Annotated in this window: 27 protein-coding genes and 5 tRNA genes; 13 read left to right on the plus strand and 19 right to left on the minus strand. The window is 62.0% G+C overall.

What is annotated here, in order from left to right; genetic code table 11:
- Positions 1-38 precede the first annotated feature (38 nt).
- Positions 39-761, plus strand: coding sequence for an SDR family oxidoreductase (locus PW789_RS13785; RefSeq protein ID WP_299377347.1), 723 nt, complete (start codon positions 39-41; stop codon positions 759-761).
- A gap of 69 nt (positions 762-830) precedes the next feature.
- On the opposite strand, the gene rplK is transcribed toward PW789_RS13785, so the two are convergent.
- From rplK to PW789_RS13850, 13 genes are all read right to left on the minus strand, one after another.
- Complete coding sequence (gene rplK / locus PW789_RS13790; RefSeq protein WP_299377349.1) at positions 831-1,268, minus strand: 50S ribosomal protein L11; 438 nt, start codon at positions 1,266-1,268, stop codon at positions 831-833.
- A 108-nt stretch (positions 1,269-1,376) separates the two neighbouring features.
- Complete coding sequence (gene nusG, locus PW789_RS13795; protein WP_299377351.1) at positions 1,377-2,006, minus strand: transcription termination/antitermination protein NusG; 630 nt, start codon at positions 2,004-2,006, stop codon at positions 1,377-1,379.
- A gap of 63 nt (positions 2,007-2,069) precedes the next feature.
- Positions 2,070-2,330, minus strand: a complete 261-nt coding sequence (gene secE, locus PW789_RS13800) for a preprotein translocase subunit SecE (RefSeq protein ID WP_299377353.1) — start codon at positions 2,328-2,330, stop codon at positions 2,070-2,072.
- 94 nt (positions 2,331-2,424) lie between these two features.
- Positions 2,425-2,500, minus strand: a tRNA-Trp gene (locus PW789_RS13805).
- A gap of 60 nt (positions 2,501-2,560) precedes the next feature.
- Positions 2,561-2,710 (minus strand): 50S ribosomal protein L33, encoded by a 150-nt coding sequence (gene rpmG, locus PW789_RS13810; RefSeq protein WP_158786509.1) that lies wholly within the window; start codon positions 2,708-2,710, stop codon positions 2,561-2,563.
- Positions 2,711-3,021: 311 nt separating this feature from the next.
- Entirely contained in the window at positions 3,022-3,483 is a 462-nt protein-coding gene (locus PW789_RS13815; RefSeq protein ID WP_299377358.1) for a hypothetical protein, read from the minus strand.
- Between the two features lie 256 nt (positions 3,484-3,739).
- On the minus strand, positions 3,740-4,927 hold the full coding sequence (tuf, locus tag PW789_RS13820; protein ID WP_299372936.1) for an elongation factor Tu: 1,188 nt from the start codon (positions 4,925-4,927) through the stop codon (positions 3,740-3,742).
- Between the two features lie 77 nt (positions 4,928-5,004).
- A complete protein-coding gene (locus tag PW789_RS13825) occupies positions 5,005-5,322 on the minus strand; it encodes a hypothetical protein (RefSeq protein WP_299377361.1) in 318 nt (105 codons plus the stop codon).
- A gap of 31 nt (positions 5,323-5,353) precedes the next feature.
- A tRNA-Gly gene (locus tag PW789_RS13830) sits at positions 5,354-5,428 on the minus strand.
- A gap of 22 nt (positions 5,429-5,450) precedes the next feature.
- Positions 5,451-5,525 (minus strand) — tRNA-Thr (locus PW789_RS13835).
- Between the two features lie 227 nt (positions 5,526-5,752).
- Positions 5,753-5,839: transfer RNA gene (locus tag PW789_RS13840), tRNA-Tyr, on the minus strand.
- A gap of 172 nt (positions 5,840-6,011) precedes the next feature.
- Positions 6,012-6,087, minus strand: a tRNA-Thr gene (locus tag PW789_RS13845).
- Between the two features lie 145 nt (positions 6,088-6,232).
- Entirely contained in the window at positions 6,233-6,844 is a 612-nt protein-coding gene (locus PW789_RS13850) for an HAD-IA family hydrolase (RefSeq protein WP_299377363.1), read from the minus strand.
- Between the two features lie 148 nt (positions 6,845-6,992).
- Between PW789_RS13850 and PW789_RS13855 the strand changes: the two genes are divergently transcribed.
- Together PW789_RS13855 and PW789_RS13860 are read left to right on the plus strand one after the other, a co-directional pair.
- Positions 6,993-7,844 (plus strand): hypothetical protein, encoded by an 852-nt coding sequence (locus tag PW789_RS13855; RefSeq protein WP_299377365.1) that lies wholly within the window; start codon positions 6,993-6,995, stop codon positions 7,842-7,844.
- Positions 7,845-7,902: 58 nt separating this feature from the next.
- A complete protein-coding gene (locus tag PW789_RS13860; RefSeq protein ID WP_299377367.1) occupies positions 7,903-8,922 on the plus strand; it encodes a hypothetical protein in 1,020 nt (339 codons plus the stop codon).
- A 74-nt stretch (positions 8,923-8,996) separates the two neighbouring features.
- Here the strand turns inward: PW789_RS13860 and PW789_RS13865 are convergent, their stop codons facing one another.
- From PW789_RS13865 to PW789_RS13875, 3 genes are all read right to left on the minus strand, one after another.
- Positions 8,997-10,247 carry an HD-GYP domain-containing protein gene (locus tag PW789_RS13865; protein WP_299377369.1) on the minus strand — a complete coding sequence of 417 codons (1,251 nt, stop codon included), beginning with the start codon at positions 10,245-10,247 and terminating at the stop codon, positions 8,997-8,999.
- Between the two features lie 292 nt (positions 10,248-10,539).
- Complete coding sequence (locus PW789_RS13870) at positions 10,540-12,237, minus strand: alpha-L-fucosidase (protein WP_299377371.1); 1,698 nt, start codon at positions 12,235-12,237, stop codon at positions 10,540-10,542.
- Between the two features lie 160 nt (positions 12,238-12,397).
- Complete coding sequence (locus PW789_RS13875; protein ID WP_299377373.1) at positions 12,398-13,480, minus strand: M23 family metallopeptidase; 1,083 nt, start codon at positions 13,478-13,480, stop codon at positions 12,398-12,400.
- A gap of 289 nt (positions 13,481-13,769) precedes the next feature.
- Here PW789_RS13875 and thiL point away from each other — a divergent pair, with 289 nt between their 5' ends.
- From thiL to PW789_RS13890, 3 genes are read left to right on the plus strand one after another with little or no spacing between them, the layout of a single operon-like run.
- Positions 13,770-14,798: a thiamine-phosphate kinase gene (gene thiL / locus PW789_RS13880; RefSeq protein ID WP_299377375.1), complete on the plus strand. Its 1,029-nt coding sequence runs from the start codon at positions 13,770-13,772 to the stop codon at positions 14,796-14,798.
- Positions 14,799-14,830: 32 nt separating this feature from the next.
- Positions 14,831-15,952, plus strand: a complete 1,122-nt coding sequence (locus PW789_RS13885; RefSeq protein WP_299377377.1) for a cystathionine gamma-lyase — start codon at positions 14,831-14,833, stop codon at positions 15,950-15,952.
- Positions 15,949-16,536: a hypothetical protein gene (locus PW789_RS13890; RefSeq protein WP_299377378.1), complete on the plus strand. Its 588-nt coding sequence runs from the start codon at positions 15,949-15,951 to the stop codon at positions 16,534-16,536. The genes PW789_RS13885 and PW789_RS13890 overlap by 4 nt, the downstream gene beginning before the upstream one ends.
- A 41-nt stretch (positions 16,537-16,577) precedes the next feature.
- Here the strand turns inward: PW789_RS13890 and PW789_RS13895 are convergent, their stop codons facing one another.
- Complete coding sequence (locus PW789_RS13895) at positions 16,578-17,426, minus strand: zinc ribbon domain-containing protein (protein WP_299377379.1); 849 nt, start codon at positions 17,424-17,426, stop codon at positions 16,578-16,580.
- 100 nt (positions 17,427-17,526) lie between these two features.
- A complete protein-coding gene (rsmD, locus tag PW789_RS13900) occupies positions 17,527-18,132 on the minus strand; it encodes a 16S rRNA (guanine(966)-N(2))-methyltransferase RsmD (protein WP_299377380.1) in 606 nt (201 codons plus the stop codon).
- A gap of 41 nt (positions 18,133-18,173) precedes the next feature.
- Between rsmD and PW789_RS13905 the strand changes: the two genes are divergently transcribed.
- From PW789_RS13905 to PW789_RS13915, 3 genes are read left to right on the plus strand one after another with little or no spacing between them, the layout of a single operon-like run.
- Entirely contained in the window at positions 18,174-19,295 is a 1,122-nt protein-coding gene (locus tag PW789_RS13905) for a CBS domain-containing protein (protein WP_299377382.1), read from the plus strand.
- Between the two features lie 5 nt (positions 19,296-19,300).
- Positions 19,301-20,173 carry a 16S rRNA (cytidine(1402)-2'-O)-methyltransferase gene (gene rsmI, locus PW789_RS13910; RefSeq protein ID WP_299377383.1) on the plus strand — a complete coding sequence of 291 codons (873 nt, stop codon included), beginning with the start codon at positions 19,301-19,303 and terminating at the stop codon, positions 20,171-20,173.
- A 49-nt stretch (positions 20,174-20,222) separates the two neighbouring features.
- Positions 20,223-21,083 (plus strand): SGNH/GDSL hydrolase family protein, encoded by an 861-nt coding sequence (locus PW789_RS13915; protein WP_299377384.1) that lies wholly within the window; start codon positions 20,223-20,225, stop codon positions 21,081-21,083.
- Positions 21,084-21,086: 3 nt separating this feature from the next.
- Here the strand turns inward: PW789_RS13915 and PW789_RS13920 are convergent, their stop codons facing one another.
- The gene (locus tag PW789_RS13920) at positions 21,087-21,509 is read right to left on the minus strand and encodes a hypothetical protein (RefSeq protein ID WP_299377385.1); all 423 of its coding nucleotides are present in this window, start codon (positions 21,507-21,509) and stop codon (positions 21,087-21,089) included.
- Between the two features lie 86 nt (positions 21,510-21,595).
- Between PW789_RS13920 and PW789_RS13925 the strand changes: the two genes are divergently transcribed.
- From PW789_RS13925 to PW789_RS13940, 4 genes are all read left to right on the plus strand, one after another.
- Positions 21,596-22,537: a PLP-dependent cysteine synthase family protein gene (locus PW789_RS13925; RefSeq protein WP_367182559.1), complete on the plus strand. Its 942-nt coding sequence runs from the start codon at positions 21,596-21,598 to the stop codon at positions 22,535-22,537.
- A gap of 11 nt (positions 22,538-22,548) precedes the next feature.
- Positions 22,549-23,010, plus strand: coding sequence for a M67 family metallopeptidase (locus tag PW789_RS13930; protein ID WP_299377386.1), 462 nt, complete (start codon positions 22,549-22,551; stop codon positions 23,008-23,010).
- The gene (locus PW789_RS13935; RefSeq protein WP_299377387.1) at positions 23,007-23,309 is read left to right on the plus strand and encodes a MoaD/ThiS family protein; all 303 of its coding nucleotides are present in this window, start codon (positions 23,007-23,009) and stop codon (positions 23,307-23,309) included. The genes PW789_RS13930 and PW789_RS13935 overlap by 4 nt, the downstream gene beginning before the upstream one ends.
- Before the next feature lie 122 nt (positions 23,310-23,431).
- Complete coding sequence (locus PW789_RS13940) at positions 23,432-23,683, plus strand: hypothetical protein (protein ID WP_299377388.1); 252 nt, start codon at positions 23,432-23,434, stop codon at positions 23,681-23,683.
- Positions 23,684-23,708 lie beyond the last annotated feature (25 nt).

The following is a 23,708-nucleotide window of genomic DNA, read 5'->3' on the forward strand; positions in this document are numbered from 1 at the left end:
CGGGAAGTGAATTACCCGCCGAAGGGGAGTCGATACACATGAACACTCAGGATTTGAAAGGGAAGAAGGTCGTCATCCTTGGAGGCACCTCAGGCCTCGGCTTTGCGACTGCCCGAACCGCCGCTGAGAAGGAAGCATTCGTAACGATTGCGTCCCGCAGTCAGAAGAACATCGATGCTGCGCTCAGCCAGCTGCCTCCCACGGTTAAGGGAGCCCTCGCCGATGTCACCAATCAGGCCTCGCTCGAGCAGCTCTTCACCGGCGAACTCGCAGAGATCGATCATCTCGTCATCACCGCCGGCGATACCATGCCAACCTTCCAGCCCACCTACCAGCAGGCCCGGCAGGCGTTCGAAGTTCGCTTCTGGGGAATCTACCTCGCCGCCACCATCGGCGCACCACACGTCCGCGCCACCGGATCCATCACCCTGACCAACGGCATCGTCGGCATACGTCCGTGGAAGGGATGGAGCGCCACCTCTGCCATCGCGGGAGCAGTCGAGTCCCTCACCAGAGGCCTCGCACTCGATCTGGCTCCCATCCGCGTCAACGCCGTCTGCCCCGGAATGATCAAGACACCCCTGTGGGCCGGCATGTCCGAAGCAGAGCGTGAAGCGATGTACTCGGAGCAGGCGGCGAAACTGCCCCTCGGGCGCGTCGGCGAACCCGAAGACATCGCGCAGGCCTACATCTATCTCATGCAGTCCGGCTACACCACCGGCCAGATCCTCGTCACCGACGGAGGCGCCGTCATCTCTTAATCAATATGAATGGCACGCAAAAAGAAAAGCCCCGGCATCAGCCGGGGCTTTTCGTCAGAGCAATCTCTTTTAGGCAACCACATCGATGCCCATCGAGCGAGCCGTGCCACGAATCGTCTTGGCAGCAGCCTCAACCGAAGCAGCATTCATGTCCGGCATCTTCTGCTTGGCGATCTCGAGGATCTGCTTCTCGGTGACCTTGCCCTTCTTCTCCTTGTTCGGAGTGCCCGAGCCCTTGTCGATACCGGCGGCCTTCAGCAGAAGCACCGGAGCAGGAGGAGTCTTCGTCACGAAGCTGAACGTACGGTCTGCGTAGACCGAGATCACGACCGGAACGGTCAGACCAACCAGCGCCGGATCCTTGCTCGTGCGCTCGTTGAACTGCTTGCAGAACTCCATGATGTTGACCTGGGCCTGGCCAAGTGCGGGGCCGACAGGAGGTGCAGGCGTTGCCTTGCCGGCGACGATCTGCAGTTTGACGTATCCAGTTACTTTCTTCGGTGCCATTGCGAAATCCTCTTACGCTTCTAGCGGCGGCCTCACGGCCATCACGCTTAATTTTGAACCTTCAAACTTACTTCCAGGCCACCCTCTCTTTAGAGTGCGGCCAAAACTTTACTCGTCGATGACCTTATCGACCTTCGAAAACTCGATCTCGACCGGAGTCGAACGACCGAAGATGCTGACCATCACCTTGAGCGTCTGCTTGTCTTCGTTGATCTCGTCCACCGCGCCGGTGAAGTTCGCAAACGGACCCTCGTTGATGCGAACCTGCTCGCCCTTGTCGAACTTGATCTTGAGCGTCGGCTTGTCCTTCGAGACATCCGAGCGGAACAGGATCGAGCTGACCTCCTGCTCAGACAGAGCAACCGGATTGTCGCCGGTTCCAAGGAAGCCCGTCACCCGCGGCGTGTTCTTGATCACATGCCACAGATCGTTGTCCAGATCCATCTCGATCAGAACGTAGCCAGGCAGGAAGACGCGCTCGATGGTGTACTTCTTGCCATTGCGCAGCTCCGTCACAGGCTCGGTCGGAATCATGATCCGGCCAATCTTATTCTGCAGACCGAAGGCCGAGATGCGGCTCTCAAGAGACTCACGCACCTTGCGCTCAAAGCCAGAGTAGGCGTGGATGATGTACCACTTGAAGTTCTCGTTAACCGGAGGGGCCAGCTGCTCCGTCGATTCCTCAACGGCTACCTCGGTCGCCTGCTCTTCCACCGGATTCTGCTGCTCGTCCGCCATGCTTATGCCTTCTCCACGCATCGTATGCTTCTCGTTCGTGGCCTGCGATGCTGCTATCGAACCTTACTTTGCCGAAACGCGGAGAACATACTCCACACCGCGCCCAATCACGTTATCCACCAGCCAGAAGTACGCCGCAAAGATAAACACAGTCGCAATCACCACCGTGGTGGTCGACTGGACCTCTTCTCGCGACGGCGCCGCCACCTTACGCATCTCGCTGCGCACGTCCCTCAGAAAGCTGCTCGTGCGCTCGGGCAGTGCCTTCAACTGCTGCATGCCGGTGTTTGTCTGCTGTTCCGCTACCGCTACTGTCTTGGCCATAACGCCGCCTTGTGAATCTTCGTTCTGCTGCTGACTTCGTCTGTTGCTGCCACCTCTCTTGTTTGTCCCTCATGGAGAGAGACGCGAAAGAGGATGGCGGGGGAGCTCGGATTCGAACCGAGAAGTTCGGTTTTGGAGACCGACAGTTTAACCGTTGAGCTTACTCCCCCAAGGAGTGGCAGATCCGTCCGAAGGCAGAGCGCAAAGCGCATCTGCCTGGACGGCCAGTCCTACTTCGTCTCTTTATGAGCCGTGTGCTTCCGGCAGGTGTTGCAGAACTTCGAGAACTCGAGACGACCCGTCGTAGTCTTCTTGTTCTTCGTGGTCGAATAGTTCCGGTTCTTGCAATCCGGGCACTGGAGGGTAATGATCTCGCGCATTGTTTTCTTCTCCTTACTAACGTGGCCAGCCGCTTTGGCTGGCAAGCAGCATGCAGGAAATACTCCCGACACGCCGCGACGCAGGGGTTATTGGTCCCTGCCACCAAATCCTGAGTTGTATTACCGGAGGACGACGCGGTCAGGCCACGCATTCGCCTCGTACTATTATCCACGAAAGACTGGGATAAAGAAAGCCTTGCTTCGGTAAAAATCAGCGGCGGCCAGTGATGACCGCCGCTTGATTTTCAATACCGTTTCACGATCCGGCATTCGATACTTTGGCAGGCCTTCCTCCGGCCTGCATCATGGATTTAGTGGCGTCCGCCACCGGAATGTCCGCCGCCGCCCGGATGTCCGCCACCAGAGAATCCAGCTGAGTGCTCGCCGGAAGGACCATGGCTGGCATTGCCGACATGACCCTGACCATCGCGGGCCTCATTGCCCTCAAAGTGATTGAACGGCTGTGCTCCCCGCCCCGGCATGGGGCCAGCGTATCCATGGTGCGGATCGTAACGGTTGTCCACATGCCCATAGAAGCCATGCGGTCCATGAAACCAGGGGCCGGCTCCGATAAACACACCGCCGGTAAACCAGTCCGGGCCGTAGTAACCATACGGCGCGCAGGTATAAGGCGCATAGTCGAAGTACCCGTACGGACATATTGGCGCAGGGCCGATATTGACGACAACCTGTGCATGCGCAGGCGCCACCACGGTAGGTGCCGCAAGAACCAGGCCCAAAGCCGAAAGCTGAACCATCTTCGAAAGAAACATACTGCCTCCGTTGACTCCAGTAGGAGTAAACACTATCTGCAGGAAGTTGTTTCAAAAAACCAAGCTGCTCTTCCCAGAAACCTCTGCACACTGCACAGAATCTGTTAGTTCAACCGATTCCGGGGATTTCAGCAAGAGCGAGCCATGTCTGCCGCAACGCACAAACAATAAGCGGCGAGCCGAAGCTCGCCGCTTTATGATGTTTGGCCTTCAGCAGAAACCCACGCGAAGCAGGTTACCGCCGTCCGCACAGGACTTACTTGATGATCTCGGAGATGGTGCCTGCGCCGACGGTGCGGCCGCCTTCGCGGATAGCGAAGCGAAGACCCTTCTCCATCGCCACCGGCGTGTGCAGCGTGATCTCCAGCTGGATGTTGTCGCCAGGCATCACCATCTCGGTGCCCTCAGGAAGCTTCGCCGAGCCAGTCACGTCCGTCGTGCGGAAGTAGAACTGGGGACGGTAGCCGTTGAAGAACGGGGTGTGACGACCGCCTTCTTCCTTCGACAACACGTAAACCTCGCCCTTGAACACCGTGTGCGGCGTGATCGAGCCCGGCTTCGCCAGAACCATGCCACGCTCCACATCTTCCTTCGCCGTTCCGCGAAGAAGAAGACCGGCGTTGTCGCCTGCAAGACCCTCGTCCAGCTGCTTCTTGAACATCTCGACGCCCGTTACCGTCGTCGCCTGCGTGTCGCGGAAGCCCACGATCTGGGCAGGGTCGCCAACCTTGATCTTGCCACGCTCGATACGGCCCGTAACAACAGTGCCACGGCCCGAGATCGAGAAGATGTCTTCGATCGGCATCAGGAACGGAAGGTCGACCATGCGGTCAGGCTGCGGCACATTCTTGTCCACCGCTTCCATCAGCTCGTCGATCTTCTCTTCCCACTGTGCTTCGCCGTTCAGGGCGCCAAGCGCCGAACCGCGGATGACAGGAACGTCGTCGCCGGGGAAGTCATACTTCGACAGAAGCTCACGAACTTCCATCTCCACCAGGTCGATCAGCTCAGGATCCTCAACCGCATCGCACTTGTTCAGGAACACAACGATGTACGGCACGCCAACCTGACGAGCGAGCAGAACGTGCTCCTTCGTCTGGGGCATCGGGCCGTCCGTCGCTGCAACCACCAGGATCGCGCCGTCCATCTGCGCTGCGCCCGTGATCATGTTCTTGATGTAGTCGGCGTGGCCGGGGCAATCGACGTGGGCATAGTGACGGTTCGCCGTCTCGTACTCCACGTGCGACGTCGCGATCGTGATACCGCGCTCGCGCTCCTCAGGAGCGTTGTCGATCGTATCGAACGAACGGAAGCTGTTCTTCGGGTTGTGCTTCGACAGAACCTTCGTGATCGCCGCCGTCAAAGTCGTCTTGCCGTGGTCAATGTGGCCAATCGTGCCAATGTTCACATGCGGCTTGGACCGGTCAAATTTTTCCTTCGCCATTGCTCTCTCCGTCTCGTGGTGTTGGCCGGCGGTTGGCCGGCGGTTCAGGTCTAAACTTCAAACTTGGAAGTGAGAAATCAGTAGTACGAGTACAGCCGGAAGAATTGCTGCCTCAGCTCAGGAGCGACCTTCTCGAGGCTCGCGAGGTAAAGCTCCCGAATCTGCCCCTGGTCTCCGTCGGGAAGCCGCTTATAGTCGGCCTCCGCCTTCGGCCCGAGAAGGCCCTTGCTCAGGACGAACTCGAACTCACGGATGCGCGCTCCCTTTTGCTCGAGCGAGCGCAGGAAGTCACGAATCTTTCCAGTGGCAAATGACGTTTCAATCGCTGTCTTCACCGCACCAAACGCCTCGGGTTCGGCGATCGGAAGTACCGGCTGCTCTTTCAACGTGCTCAACAAACTCTCCTGCTACTGCCTTCGAACGCTCTGGAGCGGGAGACGGGAATCGAACCCGCGACCAACAGCTTGGAAGGCTGTGACTCTACCACTGAGTTACTCCCGCCCGCCTGCTACCAATGAAAATCTGGAGCTGATGATGGGGCTTGAACCCATGACCTCTCCCTTACCAAGGGAGTGCTCTACCACTGAGCTACATCAGCCTGTTACAACCAACTCAACAATCCTATCGCGAACGAAGCCTCAGCAGCGTTACACGAAAGGCAAAAAATCCTAACAGGATCAACGTCAGCGTCCGATACTGTCCTGGCTCCATCGTCTGCCAGGCCAGGATCGCCAGAACTCCAATCACTCCCAGCGCGACCAACATCCGTCCACTGCCGGCAGGGCTGAAATCCACTGACGCTCCCCTGTCTTACAACCAAACTTGTGGTGCACAGGGAAGGATTCGAACCTTCGTAGCGCATAACGCGGCAGATTTACAGTCTGCTGCCATTAACCACTCGGCCACCTGTGCACTTCTCTGTCAAGCCTCTCAAATCGGCAGCACCCGTCCTTTATTCACCACACCACATCGCCGATCCAGTGACGCCGATCGAACGCGTGTGCTTTGAAGAAAGTCTCCGGAGGCCTGCGCGACCAGAACGGCCTGGCAGTACAACCAAACTCTTCCTCGGCTGTGAGGAAACTGGAGCTGGCGAAGGGACTTGAACCCCCGACCCTCTGATTACAAATCAGATGCTCTACCAGCTGAGCTACGCCAGCCCTGACAGCCTTTGCTCTCTGAAGCTCCAGTCGCGTGACGCGCAATGGTGCTGTGCGCAGAGTGCGCCGCAGTTCTGAATGTAGCACAGCGCAACCGCAGTCGCAACGCCGGTTACAGCGCCGATTCCCACAGCGCTCTGCCTCATCACACCATCTCCACCAGCGCCCGCCGCTCCCACGGTGCCGGTACCTTCACCGACGCCATGCCTGCGGCTGTCGCCGACTCAATCCCCATCTCCGTGTCCTCGAAGACCAGGCAGTGCTCCGGCTGAACTCCCAGCCTCTCAGCCGCCATCAGATACGGCTCCGGATGCGGCTTGCTGTTCCTGTAATCTCCCGCGCAGACCAGCGTCTCGAAGCGGTCCAGAAGGCTCAGCGTCGCCAGCGACGCCCGCACCGAATCCTGCGTCGAGCCCGACACCACGGCAAACGGAATCACGCCATGCTGCGCCTCGATATGCTCCAGCACCTCGGGCACCGCCTTCATCTGCGGCAGGTTCGCGTAGAACATCTCTTCCTTGCGGAGCTGGATATCGGCCACCGGCATCGCCAGGTTGTGGCGCTGGTTCAGCGATTCGATGATCTCCACCACCGGCATCCCGCCCCAGGCATAAAACAGCTCTTCGTCAAAGTGGCAGCCGTACTCAGAAAGAACATCCTTCCAGGCAATGTAGTGCAGCGGCATCGAGTCGCAGATTGTGCCATCGCAGTCAAACAGATACGCCTTGAACTCGCCGGCAGGTAAGGTCAACTTCATCGAAAAAGATCTCCCGGGCAAAACGCGCCCCATATCCATGATGACAGACCAATCTCAAACGATTCTCACCGCCACCGAAATCCCCTGGTTGCGTGATAGCCTTTCCCTCGTCCAACCCCATAAGAACACTGCCCCGGGAGTTCCCTGCATGTCTCTGCTGCGATTCTTGCTTCCTGCCGCCCTTGTCGCGATCCTGGCCGTTCCAGCCGTCGCGCGCGCCCAGGTCACCGAGACTCCCCAGGCCGACGCCGGGCCCCTCGTCACAAAGTCCGCCCCCGCCAAAACCCTCAACAACACCTCCGTCATCCGCATGGCGCAGGCCAATCTCAGCGACGACCTCATCATCCAGGCCATCAACACGCAGCCCGGCCAGTACACCACCGACGCCGATGCCATGATCGCGCTCAAGGAGGCTGGCGTCTCCGAGCGCGTCATCACCGCCATGATCAACCGCGGCCGCAGGCGCCTCACCCCCGGCGGCGAGGCAACGGACGATCCACCGCCAGCTCCCGTCACCGTCATTCCCGTCAACGAGATCGGCGTCTACTACAAGGACCGCAAAGGCATCTGGCAACCCATCGAGGCCGAGGTCATCCATGCCAAGTCCGGCGGCTGGCTCAAGTCCACCGCCACCCACGGCATCATCAAGACCGACATGAACGGCCGCGTCAACGGCGCTCAATCCAAACTCGCCCTGCAGGCCCCCATCGAGTTCATGGTCTACACCCCCGACGGCGCCGCCGCCGCCGACTACACCCTCGTGCGCTTCCGCCTCCACCCCGACTACCGGGAGTTCCGCACCCTCACCGGCGGCGTCTTCCACTCCACCGGCGGCGCCGACCGCGACGAGGTCAAGTTCAACGCCACCCGCATCGCCGCCCGCACCTATACCTTCACCATCGACCACGCCGTCGGCGGAGGCGAGTACGGCATCCTGCCTCCCGGCACCGCAAACATCGCCAACGGCGGCAAGATCTACACGTTTGCCATCACCGAATAGCTCGCCCGAATCCGACGCGTATTGCTCTCCGGCGCAGGACAGGATAGAAACAGACTGAATGTCTGGCCGATTCCACTGGTTGTTTCGCCGATCCACCCGCTACTCGCTGATGGTTGTGCTCTCGCTTGTCGCTGCACTGATCATCGCCATCGTGCTGCGTAAAGCCGCGCCGCCAGAGGCCGCGAGGCTCCTGCCCGAATCCGACGCCATCGTCTACTTCAACCTCAAGCCGCTGCGCCTGGCCACCCACCTCGACCGCAACCAGGTCACCCGTGCGCCCGACTACCAGCGTTTTGTCGACGCCACCGGCATCGTGCCCGAACGCGATCTCAACTCCGTCGCCTTCGCCCTGCACCGCATGGAGAATCCCAACGGCCCCAACGGGCCCGTCGGTTACTCCGAGGTCTTCGAAGGCAGCTTCGACGGCGAGCGCCTCGCCAACTACCTCGAGTCCATCGCCCAGTCGCGCGAGAGCTACGCCGGCCACACCATCTACACCATCCGTATCAGCGACGGCACAGTCACCCGGCCGCTCCGCATCGCCCAACTGGGCTACGACTCCATCGCCGCCTCCAACATGCCCACCGTCGAGCAGATTCACTCCATCCTCGACCGCCACCGCTCGGCCGCCTCGCCCTTCTCCGGCTCCTCGCTCCTCTCCGAACGCTACCGCGACGTGCCGCTGCTCTCCGCCGCCTGGGGCATCGGACACATCGGACTTCCCTTCTCCGACCGCGGCTACATCTCCCTCTTCGGCCTGCAGCTGCCCCTGCCCGAGGACACCACCTTCGTCGCCAGCCTGCGCTACACCGGCACGCTGCGCCTTCGCATCGAAGAGCTCTCCCCCACGCCTGAAGACGCCGCCCGCGCCGCGCAGAACCTCTCCACGCTCATCGGCCTGCTCCGCTCGCTGCAGCAGATTCAGCCACGCAACGACAACGACGCGGCCGTGCTCAAGATGTTCGATTCGCTGCGCATCGACCAGCGCAAAGACCGCGCCGTCATCACGGCAACCGTTCCCACCGACCTCCTGCAGCAGCTGGCCACTTCCGCCACCGCGACCAGCGACACCCGCTGACAAAGCTCCAAAGCAAAACGGCCCGGAGATCCGGACCGTTTCAAAAATCTTTGGCTGATTCCCTGCTTGGGTGCTCAGGCGACCTGCGTAACGCTCCCGGCATGTGTATTCACCGGCTCGAACAGCAACGTCGCCGAATTGCCCATCAGCGCCGCCAGCGCATCCACGCAATCGACATCCAGCTTATCCGGCGTTAACGAACGCATGATCGGCAGAATCTGACGATTGTCCATCCCGGGGCGATACGGCCGGTCCTCCGACAGAGCGCTGTAGACATCCGCCACAGCGACGATGCGCGACTCCAGCGACAGGTCCGCAGCCATCAGCCGGTTCGGGTATCCCGTGCCATCCAGCTTCTCGTGGTGCTCCCCGGCGATGATCGCCATCTCGCGGAAGGGCTCGATCATCTCCAGGATCTGCCGCGACAGCCCCGGATGGCGCTCCACGATCTTCCACTCTTCCTTGCTGAGCGGCGTGCGCTTGTCCAGAATCGAGTTAGCCACGCTCAGCTTGCCGATATCGTGCAGCAGCGCCGCCCGGCGTACCAGCTTGACCCGCTCCGGCGGCAGCCCCAGCTTCTGCGCCATCCCGTGCGCCACCTCGGCCACGCCGATCGAGTGACGATACGTAAAGTGCGACTTCGAGTCGACGATGTCTGCAAACGCCTCGCAGATCAGGTCAATCTGCCGCTCATCCAGCCTCTTGCGCTGCTGCGGATCAAGCTCCAGCACCGCCGCCCGCGTCAGCTCGTGGCTGTCATCGGAGCGGCAACAGCTCCACAGCTCCCCGCGAAGATTCAACGCCAGCGCCGCACGAACCAGGTGCGGGTCGAACCACGTCCCGCTCCACTGCTCCAGCGTCTCGATGGCAACGTCCGTGTTGCGTCCGACGGAAAAGACATCCAGATGCTGCGCTACAGCACACACCCGAGCCAGCAGGGGAATCCGTTGCCCGCGCTGCCGCTTCGGAAAGCCGGTGCCGTCCCAATGTTCTTCGATACTGCGAACCGCATCGGCCGCCATCTCGCCCATACCCAGCTTGCTGACGATGCTGGCGCCGCGGTCGCAACGCAGGCCGATCATCTCCTGATTGCCGATGTCCTTGAGCAACAGTGCATAGTACAGGCTGTTCTTCTGCTCGCCCCCCACACCGGCCTCGTCGGCGATCCTCATGCCCAACAGGCAGCTGCGCAGCGCATGGCCGCGAACTGCTCCTTCGGTCAGGTCAGTCGCAAACGAAAGTGCCGAGATGATCTCTGAAAGAGAGATCGATCCGGAATCGTTCTGCGCTACTTGCCGGTATGACGCTGACGTCTGCAGCTCCATAATGTCCGTCCGTCTCCACCAAGTGTGGTCACAGCTAGGCCGAAGCCACTTATCCACAGGTCAATGGCCACTTTATGACTGCCCGAAGAGCACCGCTACTACACAAAAGATGCAGCCCCGGGGGACCTGGAGTCCAACCCCCATGGAAGCAACCCTTTTACGCCTCCGTAACAGTAGACAAGGTAACCATGCAAAACGTTGCACACCTCAAAGGATTGACACTGGAATATGCCTCACGCTTTCCCACGAGAGATCGACGGACATCCGGCAAACAAATAAAAATGGAACCAAGTTACTTATTATCTGCAGGATGTATATCCGCCGGGCGAATACGAACATCTCCCCCATAAAGTGCCAGCAGGGGATGATGAACCACCGCACGAAACTCATATCGGCTGCCGGCGGGTATTCCATTAACCGTGACAGAGAACTTCCCGGCGGCGGTGACCGTCTCAAGCGGAGTCGCGGTCCAGGGCGCCGTCCGTGAGTTCACGTCCTCGCCCTCGATCGTCCGATACTCAAATCCCACCTTCAGCGACTTCGCCCCGGCCATATCGATCATCTCGCCCTCCAGCCGTACCGCGCCGCTGCCCGCCTCGCGGCTGTAGCTCAGCGTCTTCACCCTGGGCGGCGTCAGCGCCGGCTCCACGTTGGTGATCTTCAACACCACCGGGTTCGGCCACTGGCGATTGTCCTGGATGCGCTGCGAGCGGATTGTGTGGATGTGCAGGCCATCGGCCTCCATCCTGTAGGTCGTCTCCGGCTTCTGGTTCGAATACTCCATCACCTCGCCGTTTGCCCCCAGCACGCTCACCTCGGTCTTCGCCGTCGCCTTCACCGAGTGCAGCACCAGCTCCTGCCACTGCCCCATCTTCCACGGCACCGCGGGAGCCGCCATCGCGTACAGAGCGCTGCCGTCCTTCTTCTTCGTAAACCAGACATCGCCCTCATTGGTGATGATCCAGGGCCGCGTCGCGTAGATCGCCTCGCCGTTCACAAACATCCAGGTGGCAATCTCGCGCAGCCGCTCCTCCTGCTCGATGGCCAGCTCGCCGTTCGGCTTCGGCCCGATGTTCAGCAGAAAGTTGCCGCCCTTGGCCCGCGTCTCAATCAGCCGATGGATCAGCTGCGTGCCGCTCTTGTAGTGATCGTTCTGCGGCTGATACTGCCAGGCGTCCCCCATCGTGTCGTTCGCCTCCCACGGGCCGTCGTAGGGCACGCCGGGGATCGTCTGCTCCGGCGACAGCATCGCGCCGCGCGTGATCACGATGTTCGGCTGCATCTTCCACGCCAGCTGACGCAGGCTCGTCGCCTCGCCGTCGAAGAACAGCACATCCACCGGGCCATAGTTCTTCATCAGCTCCGTCAGCTGGTCGGAGTCATACTTCAGCAGCCCCGGATTCTCACTCGGCTGCACCGCGTCCGTGCCGCGCTGAATCAGCTTGTGGTTCTCATGCAGCCAGTAAAAATCGTCCGGTGAAAAGTACATGCCCGGAGCGATGCCTTCCTTGCGAAACGCATCCAGAATCTCCTTCGTCGCATCGCGATGAAACGGCGTGTTCATGATGTTGAACGGCGTCGTCTTTGTCGCAAACATGCCGAAGCCCGAGTGATGCTTCGTCGTGAACACCACATACTTCACACCCGCCAGCTTCGCCAGCCGCGCCCACTCCGAAGGATCGAAGCGCGTCGGATCGAAGGTCTTCGGCAGGTCGTTGAAGAAGCGGTCGTCATAGTCCTCCGAAGCGCCCACCAGCGAGTGGCTGATCGTCACGCCCAGCTGCGAATCCACGCTCCAGTGAATGAACAGACCGAAGCCCTGATCGCGGAACCACTCCGTCCGATCCGGCTTATTCAGCGAGTGCGTAAAGTCTGTATTCTCGCCCGCAATCGGCTTGCCCTGCGCCTGCATCGAGACTGCGCCAACGCCAAGCAGCGCCGCCGCTGCAACCCACTGCAAACCCTTGATCGGACGCGATACGACGTGCATAAAAATCCTCAAATCTTGAATAAAATCTATTCTTTATGCTTTCACAGAAAGTAAATAGCTGTCGCTGGTGAAATCTTCTTCACCCTCTTCCCGACAGGGCACAGCAAAACAAAAAGGGCCGGATCCCCGGCCCTCTCTGCTCCATCTCTTCATCTCTGCGTTACTGATCCAGACCCGCGGCCTTCGCCGTAGCCTTTGCGCCGGCAGCGCTTCCTGCAGGAAGTGCTGGTGTCTCCGCGCCAAGATCCGCAAGCGTCACGCGAAGATACTTGTGCGGATTGACCGGCGTGTTGTGAATGCGAACCTCGTAGTGCACATGGTTGCCCGTCACGCGGCCGCTGTGGCCTACGTAGCCGATCACCTCTCCACGCGCCACCGTCTGCCCCGGCATCACGGCAAAGCCGGACATGTGGCCATACAGCGTCTCCACGCCATGACCATGATCGATGACTACCGCCCGGCCGTAGCCGTTCTCCACCTGAGCCGACTTCACCACGCCGTCACCGGTCGCGCGGATTGGCGTACCGTTGGGAGCCGAAATATCCAGCCCCTTGTGGAACTCACCCTCACCGTTACCCAGCACAGGATCGATGCGCTGACCGAAACCACTCGAGATCGGCCCCATCACCGGCCACAGCGTCGGAGCGTACGCCGAAGCGTTCAGGTCCGCGCTGGGCAGACCGCCGCCAAACAAACTCTCGCTGTCGCTCGGACGATTGATGCCGCTCAGCGAACGTGCCGCCGCTCCGCTCAACGCCTGGTTGCGAAGCGAATAGAACGCATCCACCGACTTGTAATAGCTGTCATCGCTCAGGCTCGCGGTCTCCGTCAGGGGAGTCTTCTCCACCTGCTCCGCAACGTCCTCCGCATGCTTGCGGCTGGCGCGGCCCGTCAGGCGTCCCACCGGCATCGCCAGCTTGCTCGCCGTCAGGCCATAGAGCGCCGAGACCTCGCTCGCCAGAGAACCCAGCGACGCTGCCTGAATATCCTTCTCACGCGCCGCCTCTTCGAGGTGCACATAATCCTTCTGCAGAGCGTTATGATCCTGGCGCAGCTGATTGAAGCGGGCCGTCTTGATCAGCATCCGCGAGTACGATCCTGCCAGCCCCGTGATCGTGAACATACCAATCACAGCCGCTGCGACGAAGATGTACGCGTAGTGCATCGGAACGGGAACCTTGTGCAGGCTTCCGTCCTCGTCGCGGCTGACGACCATGATGTAGTAACGCTTTTTAAGCTTCAATCTACGACCCGGACCCAGAGTTTGGCCGACAAATTGCCGACTCGGAGTGAATGCACCCACATTTATCGACTGGCAAATGAAATTCACCAATCCGCATTTGTGAATAACAGACTCTCTTGGGCGTCCTCTTCGAGGTTAGCAAACGGAAGTCACCCCTGCAATAGAACAGACGCTATTTGGGTTGCCCAGGTGTACCACAAAAGCAGCAGCTCAGGACCACATATCTCAAATCACAGAAATAAATACGCTTACCGCTCATCCGCAGCCTCAATCCAGCAGCGTATCCTGCATGAATATGGCCACAAAGACCGCAAAACCGGCCGGAGAGCTCACCCTGATCGAGCAGATCCGCAAAACCTTCCCGCAGAGTGGAAGTTCGATTGCTTTAGGCATCGGCGACGACTGCGCCATCCTGCGTCCGCCATCCGATCGGGAGATTCTCGTCACCACCGACTTTTCCCTGGAGAACCGCCACTTCCGCCGCGACCTCCATCCCGCCTCATCCGTCGGCCACCGCTGCCTCGCGCGCGGCCTCAGCGACCTCGCCGCCATGGGAGCGACACCGCTCGCCGCCTTCCTCTCCCTCGCACTTCCCAACGGCCTCACGCAGACCAGCCGCGGCCAGCGCTGGATCTCCGGTTTTCTCCAGGGCATACGCTCGCTCGCCGTCCGTCACAAAGCCCCGCTCGCAGGCGGCGACACCGCAGGCTCCCCCGCCGACCTGATCCTCGCCGACATCGTCCTGCTCGGCACCGCACCCACCGGCCAGTCCCTGCGCCGCAGCGGAGCGCACGCCGGAGACGCCATCTATGTCACCGGCTCACTCGGCGGAGCGCACGCCGAGCTGACGGCCCTGCTCGCCTCCAACCGGCCATCGAAGGCGACATCGCAGCGCGACCATCCCCACTTCTACCCGCAGCCGCGACTCGCCGTCGGCGCAACCCTGCTTCGCCGCAAACTTGCCAGCGCCGCCATCGACATCAGCGACGGCCTCTCCACCGACCTCACCCATCTCTGCGAAGCATCCCGCGTCCGCGCCGAGATCAACGCCGCCGCGCTTCCCCTGCATCCGCTCGCCGCCCGCCTCGCACCCGCCGAAGCCCTCCACGCCGCGCTCCACGGCGGCGAAGACTACGAGCTGCTCTTCACCGCCTCCGCCACGACACGTATGCCTCGATCCATCGCAGGCGTTCCCATCACGCGGATCGGCACCATGCACCGGCGCGCTCGCACACAGCCGGCCATCACGATCCTCGCGTCTGACGGCACACGCAGCGAGTTGAAGCCAGGCGGCTGGCAGCACCTCACCGCACGTTGAAACCTGGATCGGACACTTACAATCGAAGCATCATGCGCGATGCCACCCGAATCATCCGCTCCGGCCTCACCAGGGCCGTCGCCGGCGAACCCCTCCACGCAGGTCCCGTCTTCGCCGCTCCCTATCACGCACCCGGCGATCCCACCGGCGTTCCCTACACCTACGCCCGCGCCCACAATCCCACCTGGACGCATCTCGAAGAGACCATCGCGCAGATGGAGTCCGCCGAAGGCTACACCGCGTCAGCGCTCGTCTTCGCCACCGGCATGGCCGCCATCACCGCCGTCTTCGGCGCCACGCTGCGTCCCGGCGACGCCGTCGTCCTTCCGTCGAACTCCTACTACGCCGCCCGCGTCCTCGCCAAAGAGTACTTCGCCGAGATGGGTGTCGAGCTGCGCTTCGCCAACACCGCCAACAACGCGCAGGCAGAACTTCTTCAGGGCGCGCGCCTCCTCTTTTTAGAGACGCCCAGCAACCCCGAGATGGAGCTCGCCGACATCGCCGCACTCGCCGACGCAGCCCACCGCGCCGGTGCCCTCGTCGCCGTCGACAACACCACGCCCACGGCGCTCGGCCAGAAGCCGCTCGCCCTCGGCGCCGACATCTCCGTCGCCTCCGACACCAAATCCATGACCGGCCACAGCGATACACTCATCGGCCACGTCGCCACCCGCGACCCCGAACTGCACGCGAAGATCAGTCGCTGGCGTATGCTCACCGGCGGCGTCCTCGGCCCCATGGAGGCATGGCTCGCCCACCGCTCCATCGCCACGCTGCCGCTGCGCCTCGAGCGCTCCTGCGCCAACGCCCAGGCCATCGCCGAGTACCTCTCCACGCGCCGCGACGTCGAAGCCGTCCTCTACCCCGGCCTGCCCACGCATCCCGGCCACGAGATCGCCGCAAAGCAGATGCGCTACTTCGGCCCCGTCGTCAGCTTCATCCTGCGCGACAAGCTCACGGCCGAGCGCTTCCTCTCCGCCTCGAAGCTTCTGACTGACGCCACCAGCTTCGGCGGCATCACCTCTTCCGCCGAGCGCCGCGCCCGCTGGGGAGGCGACGCCATCTCCGAAGGCTTCATCCGACTCAGCGCAGGCTGTGAAGACATCGACGATCTGCTCGAAGACATCGCGCAGGCACTGGACGCAACGCGATGAGCACAGCCACCTCCTCGCTCGAAACCTTCGCCCATAACTGGCAGGTCGAAGTCCTCAAGACGCCGCCTCTGATCGCCCCCGCGCGCCAGTTCACCTATCCGCAGCAGATCGCCGGGGAAGAAGATGCGCTCGCCCGCGGAGCCATGCTGCTGCTCGTTCGCCCTGCATCAGGCGGCAGCTTCCTCGCCACCTGTGCTCTGGGCTTTCGCGATGCCTCCATGCCCACCGGCGTCCACGCCTGCCCGCATCCCGACCAGCTCTGCGCCGTCGCCGGAGGCTACGCCTACATCATCGACACCGCTGCGCCCGGGCACTCCACGCACATCGACCAGAAGCCGGTCGTCGCGGTTCACTCTGCGCCATCAAACAATCTGATCCTCTTCGTCGGCTTTCACACCGTCACCGCATGGGGCGCTCAGGGACACGCCTGGACGACAGCAAAGCTCAGCTGGGAAGGCATTCGCATCACCGGCATCGAAGCCAGCACGCTGCACGGTACGGGCTGGAACATGCTCACCGACAAGGAAGTCCCCTTCACCGTCGATCTCGGCAACGGACAGCACCAGGGCGGCGGCGTCTCCTAAAAAGCATCAGCGCAACAACCTTGCTCAGCCGGGAAACCTCCTCAGCCCAGCTTCGTCCCGCAGTCCTCGCAGAACTTCGCCGCGGGCGCCGAGACATGTCCGCATCCCGCACACCGCTTCGGCACCGCCGCAGGAGCACCGCAGTTGGCGCAGAACCTGCCTCCCGTCAACGTCGCGCCGCAGCCGGTGCAGTGCGAAGAGGCCGAGACATTCGCCACCGGCGGAGGCGTCACATGCACCGTCTGCCACTCCGCTGACTGCGGAGCCGCCGAGGTCGACTGCGGCAGCGTCTGCCAGCCTGCCGGCTCAGCCAGCGCAGGCTGCTGCGCTCCCAGCGTCGCCTGCCATCCGCCTGCCTGCGCGCCAAGCTGCGGATTCTGGCCGCCCGGCTGAATACGCACCTGCGCATCGGGATTCATGTCGATCTCCGACACATAGTCCGTCTGGTCAGCCTTCTCCCGCAGCTGGTCCCGCGTCGCCTCGATCTGTGCCTGCGTGCGCATGGAGATGACCTCCTGCTCATACTTCGGCGTGCATCCCGTGCACTGCGCCGCGCGATCGTTCCAGCAGATCTCCGCACACACCCACTTGCCGCAGCGCTGGCAGCGGCGAAACTTCTGCTTCACCTCGGTGACCGCCTGCTGCAACGCACGATCGTGCGCCGGTCCGCCGATGGCGCGCTGAATGTCGTACGCCGTGCTTCCCGCCGACCCCAGCAGGCCTCCGAACAGGCTTCCCGCCGCCTGCAACAGACCGCCTGCCGCGCCGATCACCGAAGGATCGAACGACGACATGTAGCCGCTGTAGCAATGGTCACAGCGAAATTCAAACTGGTACCCGCGATCCGTGGAGTGGTCGGTGTAGTTGCGGACAAACTCAATCGTGGCCATGCGGCTCTGCTCTCCTGCTCATCGGAAATCTCTTTCGCACTGCCATTTTTTTCGCGCTGCCATTTTCTCAGATCACGGCTACGCCATCATCACACGCGCGCTAAACGCCGCTTCCTGACGCATCCCCCGACGAAGACACCGCAGAACGCACAGCATAAAAGCTAAGCGCGGCATCGCCCTGCTTGAGCCTGCGGATCTGTTCCAGCGCGCCGTAGCTCTTCTCCAGCGCCTCCTTCGCGCGATGCTCCACGATCACCCGCGCATCTTCTTCCAGCAGCGCAAGGCCGCGCTCGCTGCCCAGCAGCCCCAGCACCCGCACATACTCCTCCGCCGACTCATACGGCGGATCGAGAAAGATGATGTTGGCCTTCTCCCCGCGCTTCAACATGCCCTCCAGCGCACCCATCGCGCTGCGTTCCTCCACCCTGCAGCCCGCGGCAATCTTCAGCGACGTAAGATTCTCGCGGATCGCCCGCAGCGCCGGCTGCGCATTCTCCACCATCCACACAAAGTTCGCTCCGCGGCTGATCGCCTCGATCCCCACCGCGCCCGAGCCCGCAAACAAATCGACGAAACGCGCCCCCTCGATACGCGGCGCAATCACGTTGAACAACGTCTCCCGCAGACGATCGCTCGTCGGCCTCGTCGTCATGCCCCGCGGTGCCTCCAGCAGCCGCGACCTGTACTTCCCCGCAATGATCCGCATCTTTCCTATCCCCACTTCGCTCTACGCATACAATGATAAGCATGCGCGGATGGTCTTTCTCGATTGGCAGGCTCCTCGGTGTGGAGATACGCATCCACACCTTCTTCCTGCTCCTGCTTGGACTCTCCATCAGCTACTCCTCCGTCTCCGGCTCCTCCGGCAGCCGGGGCTTCGCACTCTGGGTCATCCTCTTCTTCGCCGTCGTCGTGCGTGAGATCGCGCGCGCCATCGCCGCTGCATGGTTCGGCCTCGATCTGCAGAGCATTCTTTTACTGCCCACCGGCGGCCTCCAGCAGTACGGCACGCCCGAGGCGAACGATCGCGCGGCGACGCCCGAGATCGGCAAGCGGCTCGGCCTCGTCGGCCCTCTGACCAATCTCTTCCTCGGCCTCCTCTTCGCCGCGATCATCCTCTCCGTCACCCCCGAGATCAATCTCTTCGAAAAGCCCTGGCTCACACCGGCGCATCTCATCCGAGCCCTGGTCTGGGTCAACGTTCTTCTCGCCGCCGTCAATCTTCTTCCCGCCGCTCCGCTCGATGGCGGACGCATCTTCCGCGGCGAGTTCGCCCGCAACCACGGCGTCCTCAAGGGCACCCGCGCAGCCGCCGGCCTCGGTCAGATCATCGGCGTCCTGCTCGCCATCACCGGCTGCATCCTGCCCAACATGTGGCTCATCATGATCGGCGGCTTCGTCTTCATCGGAGCGCACATGGACGATACCAGCATGCTGCTCGCCAACGAGAACGATCCCGTCCGCATGCGCGACGTCATGCTCACCAACTTCAGCACGCTCTCCGCCTCCGACACGCTCGAAGATGCCCTGCAAAGCTCCGTGCACACGCTGCAGGATGTCTTCCCCGTCGTGCGCGGCGGCAACCTCGTCGGCGCCGTCTCCCGCCAGGGCATCGTCGATGCCCTCCAGGCCAGCGGCAACGGCTATATCCAGGGCGTCATGACCCGCTCCTTCCAGACCGCGCAGCCCGACGACTCGCTCGTCACCACCCTCCGCCGCATCATGGGCGGACAGGGCGCGCAGCTCGTCCCCGTCCTCGACGGCGACCGCATCGTCGGCATCATCACACCGCAGAACCTCGCCCACTCCATGGGCCTGCTCAACGCGCGCCGCCGCATGACCCAGTTCCAGCAGCAGCGCGAGGACTAGCCGCAATGCCCTCGGACTCCGCGAACGATCCACCTCTCGCTCCCGGCCTCTATCTCGTCGCCACCCCCATCGGCAACCTTGAAGACATCACCCTCCGCGCCCTGCGCATCCTGCGCTCCGCCGACCGCATCGCCTGCGAGGACACCCGCCAGACACAGAAGCTGCTCAACCACTTCGGCATCGCCACGCCCACCGTCAGCTATCACCTGCACAACGAAGGCCTCCGCGCCGAAGAGCTGCTCGCTCAGCTGAAAGAAGGCGCACGCATCGCCGTCGTCTCCGACGCAGGCACGCCCGGCATCGCCGATCCCGGCCACGAGATCGCCCAGGCCGCCATCGCCGCAGGCATCACCGTCTTCCCCATCCCCGGCGCCAGCGCCGTCATCAACGCGCTCATCGCCAGCGGTCTTCCCACCGAGACCTTCACCTTCCACGGCTTCCTTCCCGCCAAGGAGGGCCAGCGCCGCACCAGCCTCGAAGCGCTTCCCCGTGACACCGCCGTGCACATCTTCTACGAGGCGCCGCACCGCATCCTCGGCACGCTCGCCGACCTCGAAAGCGTCTTCGGCGCAACCCAGCACATCGTCATCGCCCGTGAGCTCACCAAGCTGCATGAGGAGTTCCTGCGCGGCACCGTCGCCGACCTTCACTCGCAGCTCAGCGCCCGCGCCTCCGTCCGCGGCGAGATCGTTCTCCTCTTCTCGCCCGCTCCGCAGCAGGATTCAACGCCGAAACGCAGCATCGCCGCCGAGGTCGCCGCACTCGTACAGACCGAAGGCCTCTCCGAGAAAGACGCCCTCAAACGCGTCGCCCGCGATCGCGGCATCGGCAAGAGCGTGGCCTACCGCGAGCTGCAGCGTGAACAGAGCCGCCGCTAGCGCTCGCCTCCAACACAACCGCTGGCAGCTCTTGAAGCATCCCTCCTCCATGAGGCTCTCCATCGCAGCACGCGTTCTTCTGCTCCTCGCTGGCTTCGCTCTCGCCCCTTGCATCCACGCGCAGGCGCCGAAGGCGCAGCCCATCGACCGCGTCTACGTCTTCGGCGACAGCTACTCCGACATCGGCGAAGGCTACCTCGACAGCAACGGCCCCACAGCCGTCGCCTACTTCGCAGACAAACTCGGCACCAGGCTCTATCCCTCAAACATCGCCGATCCGGCCGGCAAAAGCCTCGACTTCGCCATCAGCGGCGCGCAGACCGGCAACGGCGCCGGACGCCACATCGGAAAATTTCTACTCGGATACGGTATGCAGCGCCAGGTCGACGACTTCGCCGCGATGGTCAAGGCGAAGAAGATCACCTTCGACCCGCACCGGACGCTCTTCTACCTCGCAGGAGGACTCAACGATCACAGCCTGGCCACGCAGACCACCATCGACAATCTCGAAGGCGAGATCAAGACCCTCTACGCGCTGGGCGCACGCCGCTTCGAGGTCGCCGTGCTCCCCACGGCCATCTCCGGCTTCGCAGAGGTCGCCATCCGCCTCAATCCCAGCCTGGAGCGCATTCCGTCAGAGATCTCGCCACAACTGGCAGGCTCGGAGATCCTGGTCAGCCACTGGGGTCTTTACTTCGATGAGGTTATGCAGAATCCCGGCCGCTACGGCATCACCAACACCACCGACAGGTGCGCCGGCCGCGAGATCCGCAACGAGGACACAACCCCCTGCGCCAACCCCGGGACGTACTACTTCTACCACGCCGAGCACCCCTCCACCGCCACCCATCGGGCCGTCGGCGAGATGCTCTTCACGGAGTTCACCGGCAAGGCGCCGGAGCACAAATAAAAGTTACTTGCGACCCTTGACGCGGTCGTAGTTGTACACATCGCTGGTCGTTCCCAGCGACTCGTTGTACAGGTTGATCCCGCCGATCGCCAGCTTCAGCTCCTCGGTAAACTCGTGCAGCGAACGCAGATGATCCGCGGTCGCCGGAATCTCGAGCTTCGCCGTCTTGAAGAACTTCTGGTAGCCCCGGTCGAGCAGGCGCGCAATCTCGCCGTTCAGCAGAACTCCCGGACGAGCGAGGATCTCCGTCGTCCCGTTGGGGGCCGCCGCGATCTCCGCCGCACAGCCGTACTTGCGGACCTGGAAGGCATTTGGAGTGCGCTTTGCACCGTCCTGCGCCGGTGCCACATCAAATTTCTGGCTCCCCAAAACGGAGAGGGCATCGTTGAAGCTGAGCTGCTTAGAGTTTTTCGCTAGAAGGGCCATCGTTTAGACTCGTATTTAACTGTCGCATATTCGCATCAGACCATCAATGCAACATCGCGACGGGAGACAGGAACTTGCCAGGAAACATGCTGACCACCGTCAAACCACTCGGCTCGACCATCCTTGATCGTATCGGCAATACGCCACTCGTGCGCCTCGACAATCTGGCCGATGGTCTCGACGGCATCCAGATCCTCGGCAAAGCCGAATGGAACAACCCCGGCGGCTCCATCAAGGACCGCGCCGCCTCGGCCATCGTGAGCGACGCCATCAAGCGCGGCCTCATCGGCAATGGCATGGGGCTGCTCGACGCCACCAGCGGCAACACCGGCATCGCCTACGCCATGCTGGGCGCGGCGCTCCACTTCCCCGTCACCCTCTGCATGCCCTCCAACGTCTCGCCCGAGCGCAAGAAGTATCTCTCGGCCTACGGCGCGGAGATCGTCTGGACCGATCCAGCGGACGGCTCCGACGGCGCCATCCGCAAGGCCCGCGAGCTGGCCGCCGCGCATCCCGACCGCTACTTCTACGCCGACCAGTACTCCAACGACGAGAACTGGCGCGCCCACTATCGCACCACCGCCAACGAGATCTGGGAGCAGACCGAGGGACAGATCACCCACTTCGTCGCCGGCCTCGGAACCTCCGGCACCTTCATGGGCACCACGCGCCGCCTCAAGGAGTTGAACCCGGCCGTCAAATGCATCTCCATGCAGCCCGACGCCGCCTTCAACGGCCTCGAAGGCCTCAAGCACATGGCCACCGCCATCGTGCCGAAGATCTACGACCCCGCCCTCGCCGATGCCAACATCGACATGGACACCGAGGTCGCCTACCGCTACGCCCGCACCCTCGGCCGCAGGCACGGCATCCTCGTCGGCGTCTCCGCCGCTGCTGCTGTCGCCGCTGCCGTTCAGGTCGCAGAAACAGGAGGCAGCCGCCGGACGCGAGGCCGTCATCGTCACCATCCTCCCCGACTCATCCGAGAAGTACATGAGCGAGCACTTCTGGCAGGAGCAGGACGCTGAGTAATCCATCTATGCTGCATATTTCCTATACCGACTACGAGGCCATGCGCGCCCACGGCGAGGAGACCTACCCGCACGAATGCTGCGGCGTGCTCCTCGGCAAATCCACGGAAGACGGCAACCACGTCCACCAGATCGTGCGCGCAGGCAACACCCGCACCGACTCCGCCCATAACCGCTACAACATCGCGCCCATCGAGCTGGTGAAGATCCAGCGGCAGGCCCGCGGCCTCGGCCTCGATATCGTCGGCTTCTACCACTCGCACCCGGATCACCCGGCGCAGTGGTCGCCCACCGACTTCGCCGAAGCCCACTGGTTCGGCTGCTCCTACATCATCACCGCCATCGCGCAGGGCAAGGCCGCCATTACCAATTCGTTCCTCCTCTCCGGCACCGGCGAAGAGGACAAGACGTTCGTCGATCAGGCTGTAGAGATCGACGTTGCATCAACTACCCCGAAAGGTCAGGCATGAACATCCACATCCCAACCCCGCTCCGGTCATTTACCGGCGGAGCGGAGACGGTAGCCGTTCCCGGCGCGACCGTGGCCGAGGTCTTCACCAACCTCACCACCGAGTTCCCCGCGCTCAAGCAGCAACTCTTCAACGCCGAGGGCAAGCTCCGCTCCTTCGTCAACGTCTATCTCAACGACGAAGACCTCCGCTACCTCCCGTCCAAGGACGCCACCGAAGTCGCCGCCACCGACGAACTCACCATCATCCCCTCCATCGCAGGCGGCTCCGCCTGTTGTAGCTGTTGTCCCCTCCTCTAGCTCCATCCCCTGCACAACCGAACCCAGGTGTCATTCCGAGCGAAGCCTTCTTTAAGTGAAGGTGCCTTCAGTACGTTTTTGGTCTACACCTCTCCCTAGGATTAGGAAGAAAAATATGCCACATGGGCTTTCATGAACAAGCCAAAGCCCGTGCACTGACAACAACCATGCTCAGCCATCATGTGCATTACAAGAGCTACCGAGCAGTCAATCTTCTTTATGGAAAGTTAGCCAAAGAAATTGGGGAATTTGAGACACCGAATCGTGTGCGGGGCAAGGACTTCTTTAGACCCGGGGATATAACTAATTCTGAATGGATTTTGGTGATGCGCCCGGAGTTCGCAGAAGCCCTGAAGAGAGCTAAATGGCTTTGAACTGCCAATCTTGAGCCGTTCAATA

The organism is Edaphobacter sp. (genome assembly GCF_028283685.1).
In the GTDB taxonomy this organism is placed as follows: Bacteria; Acidobacteriota; Terriglobia; order Terriglobales; family Acidobacteriaceae; genus Edaphobacter.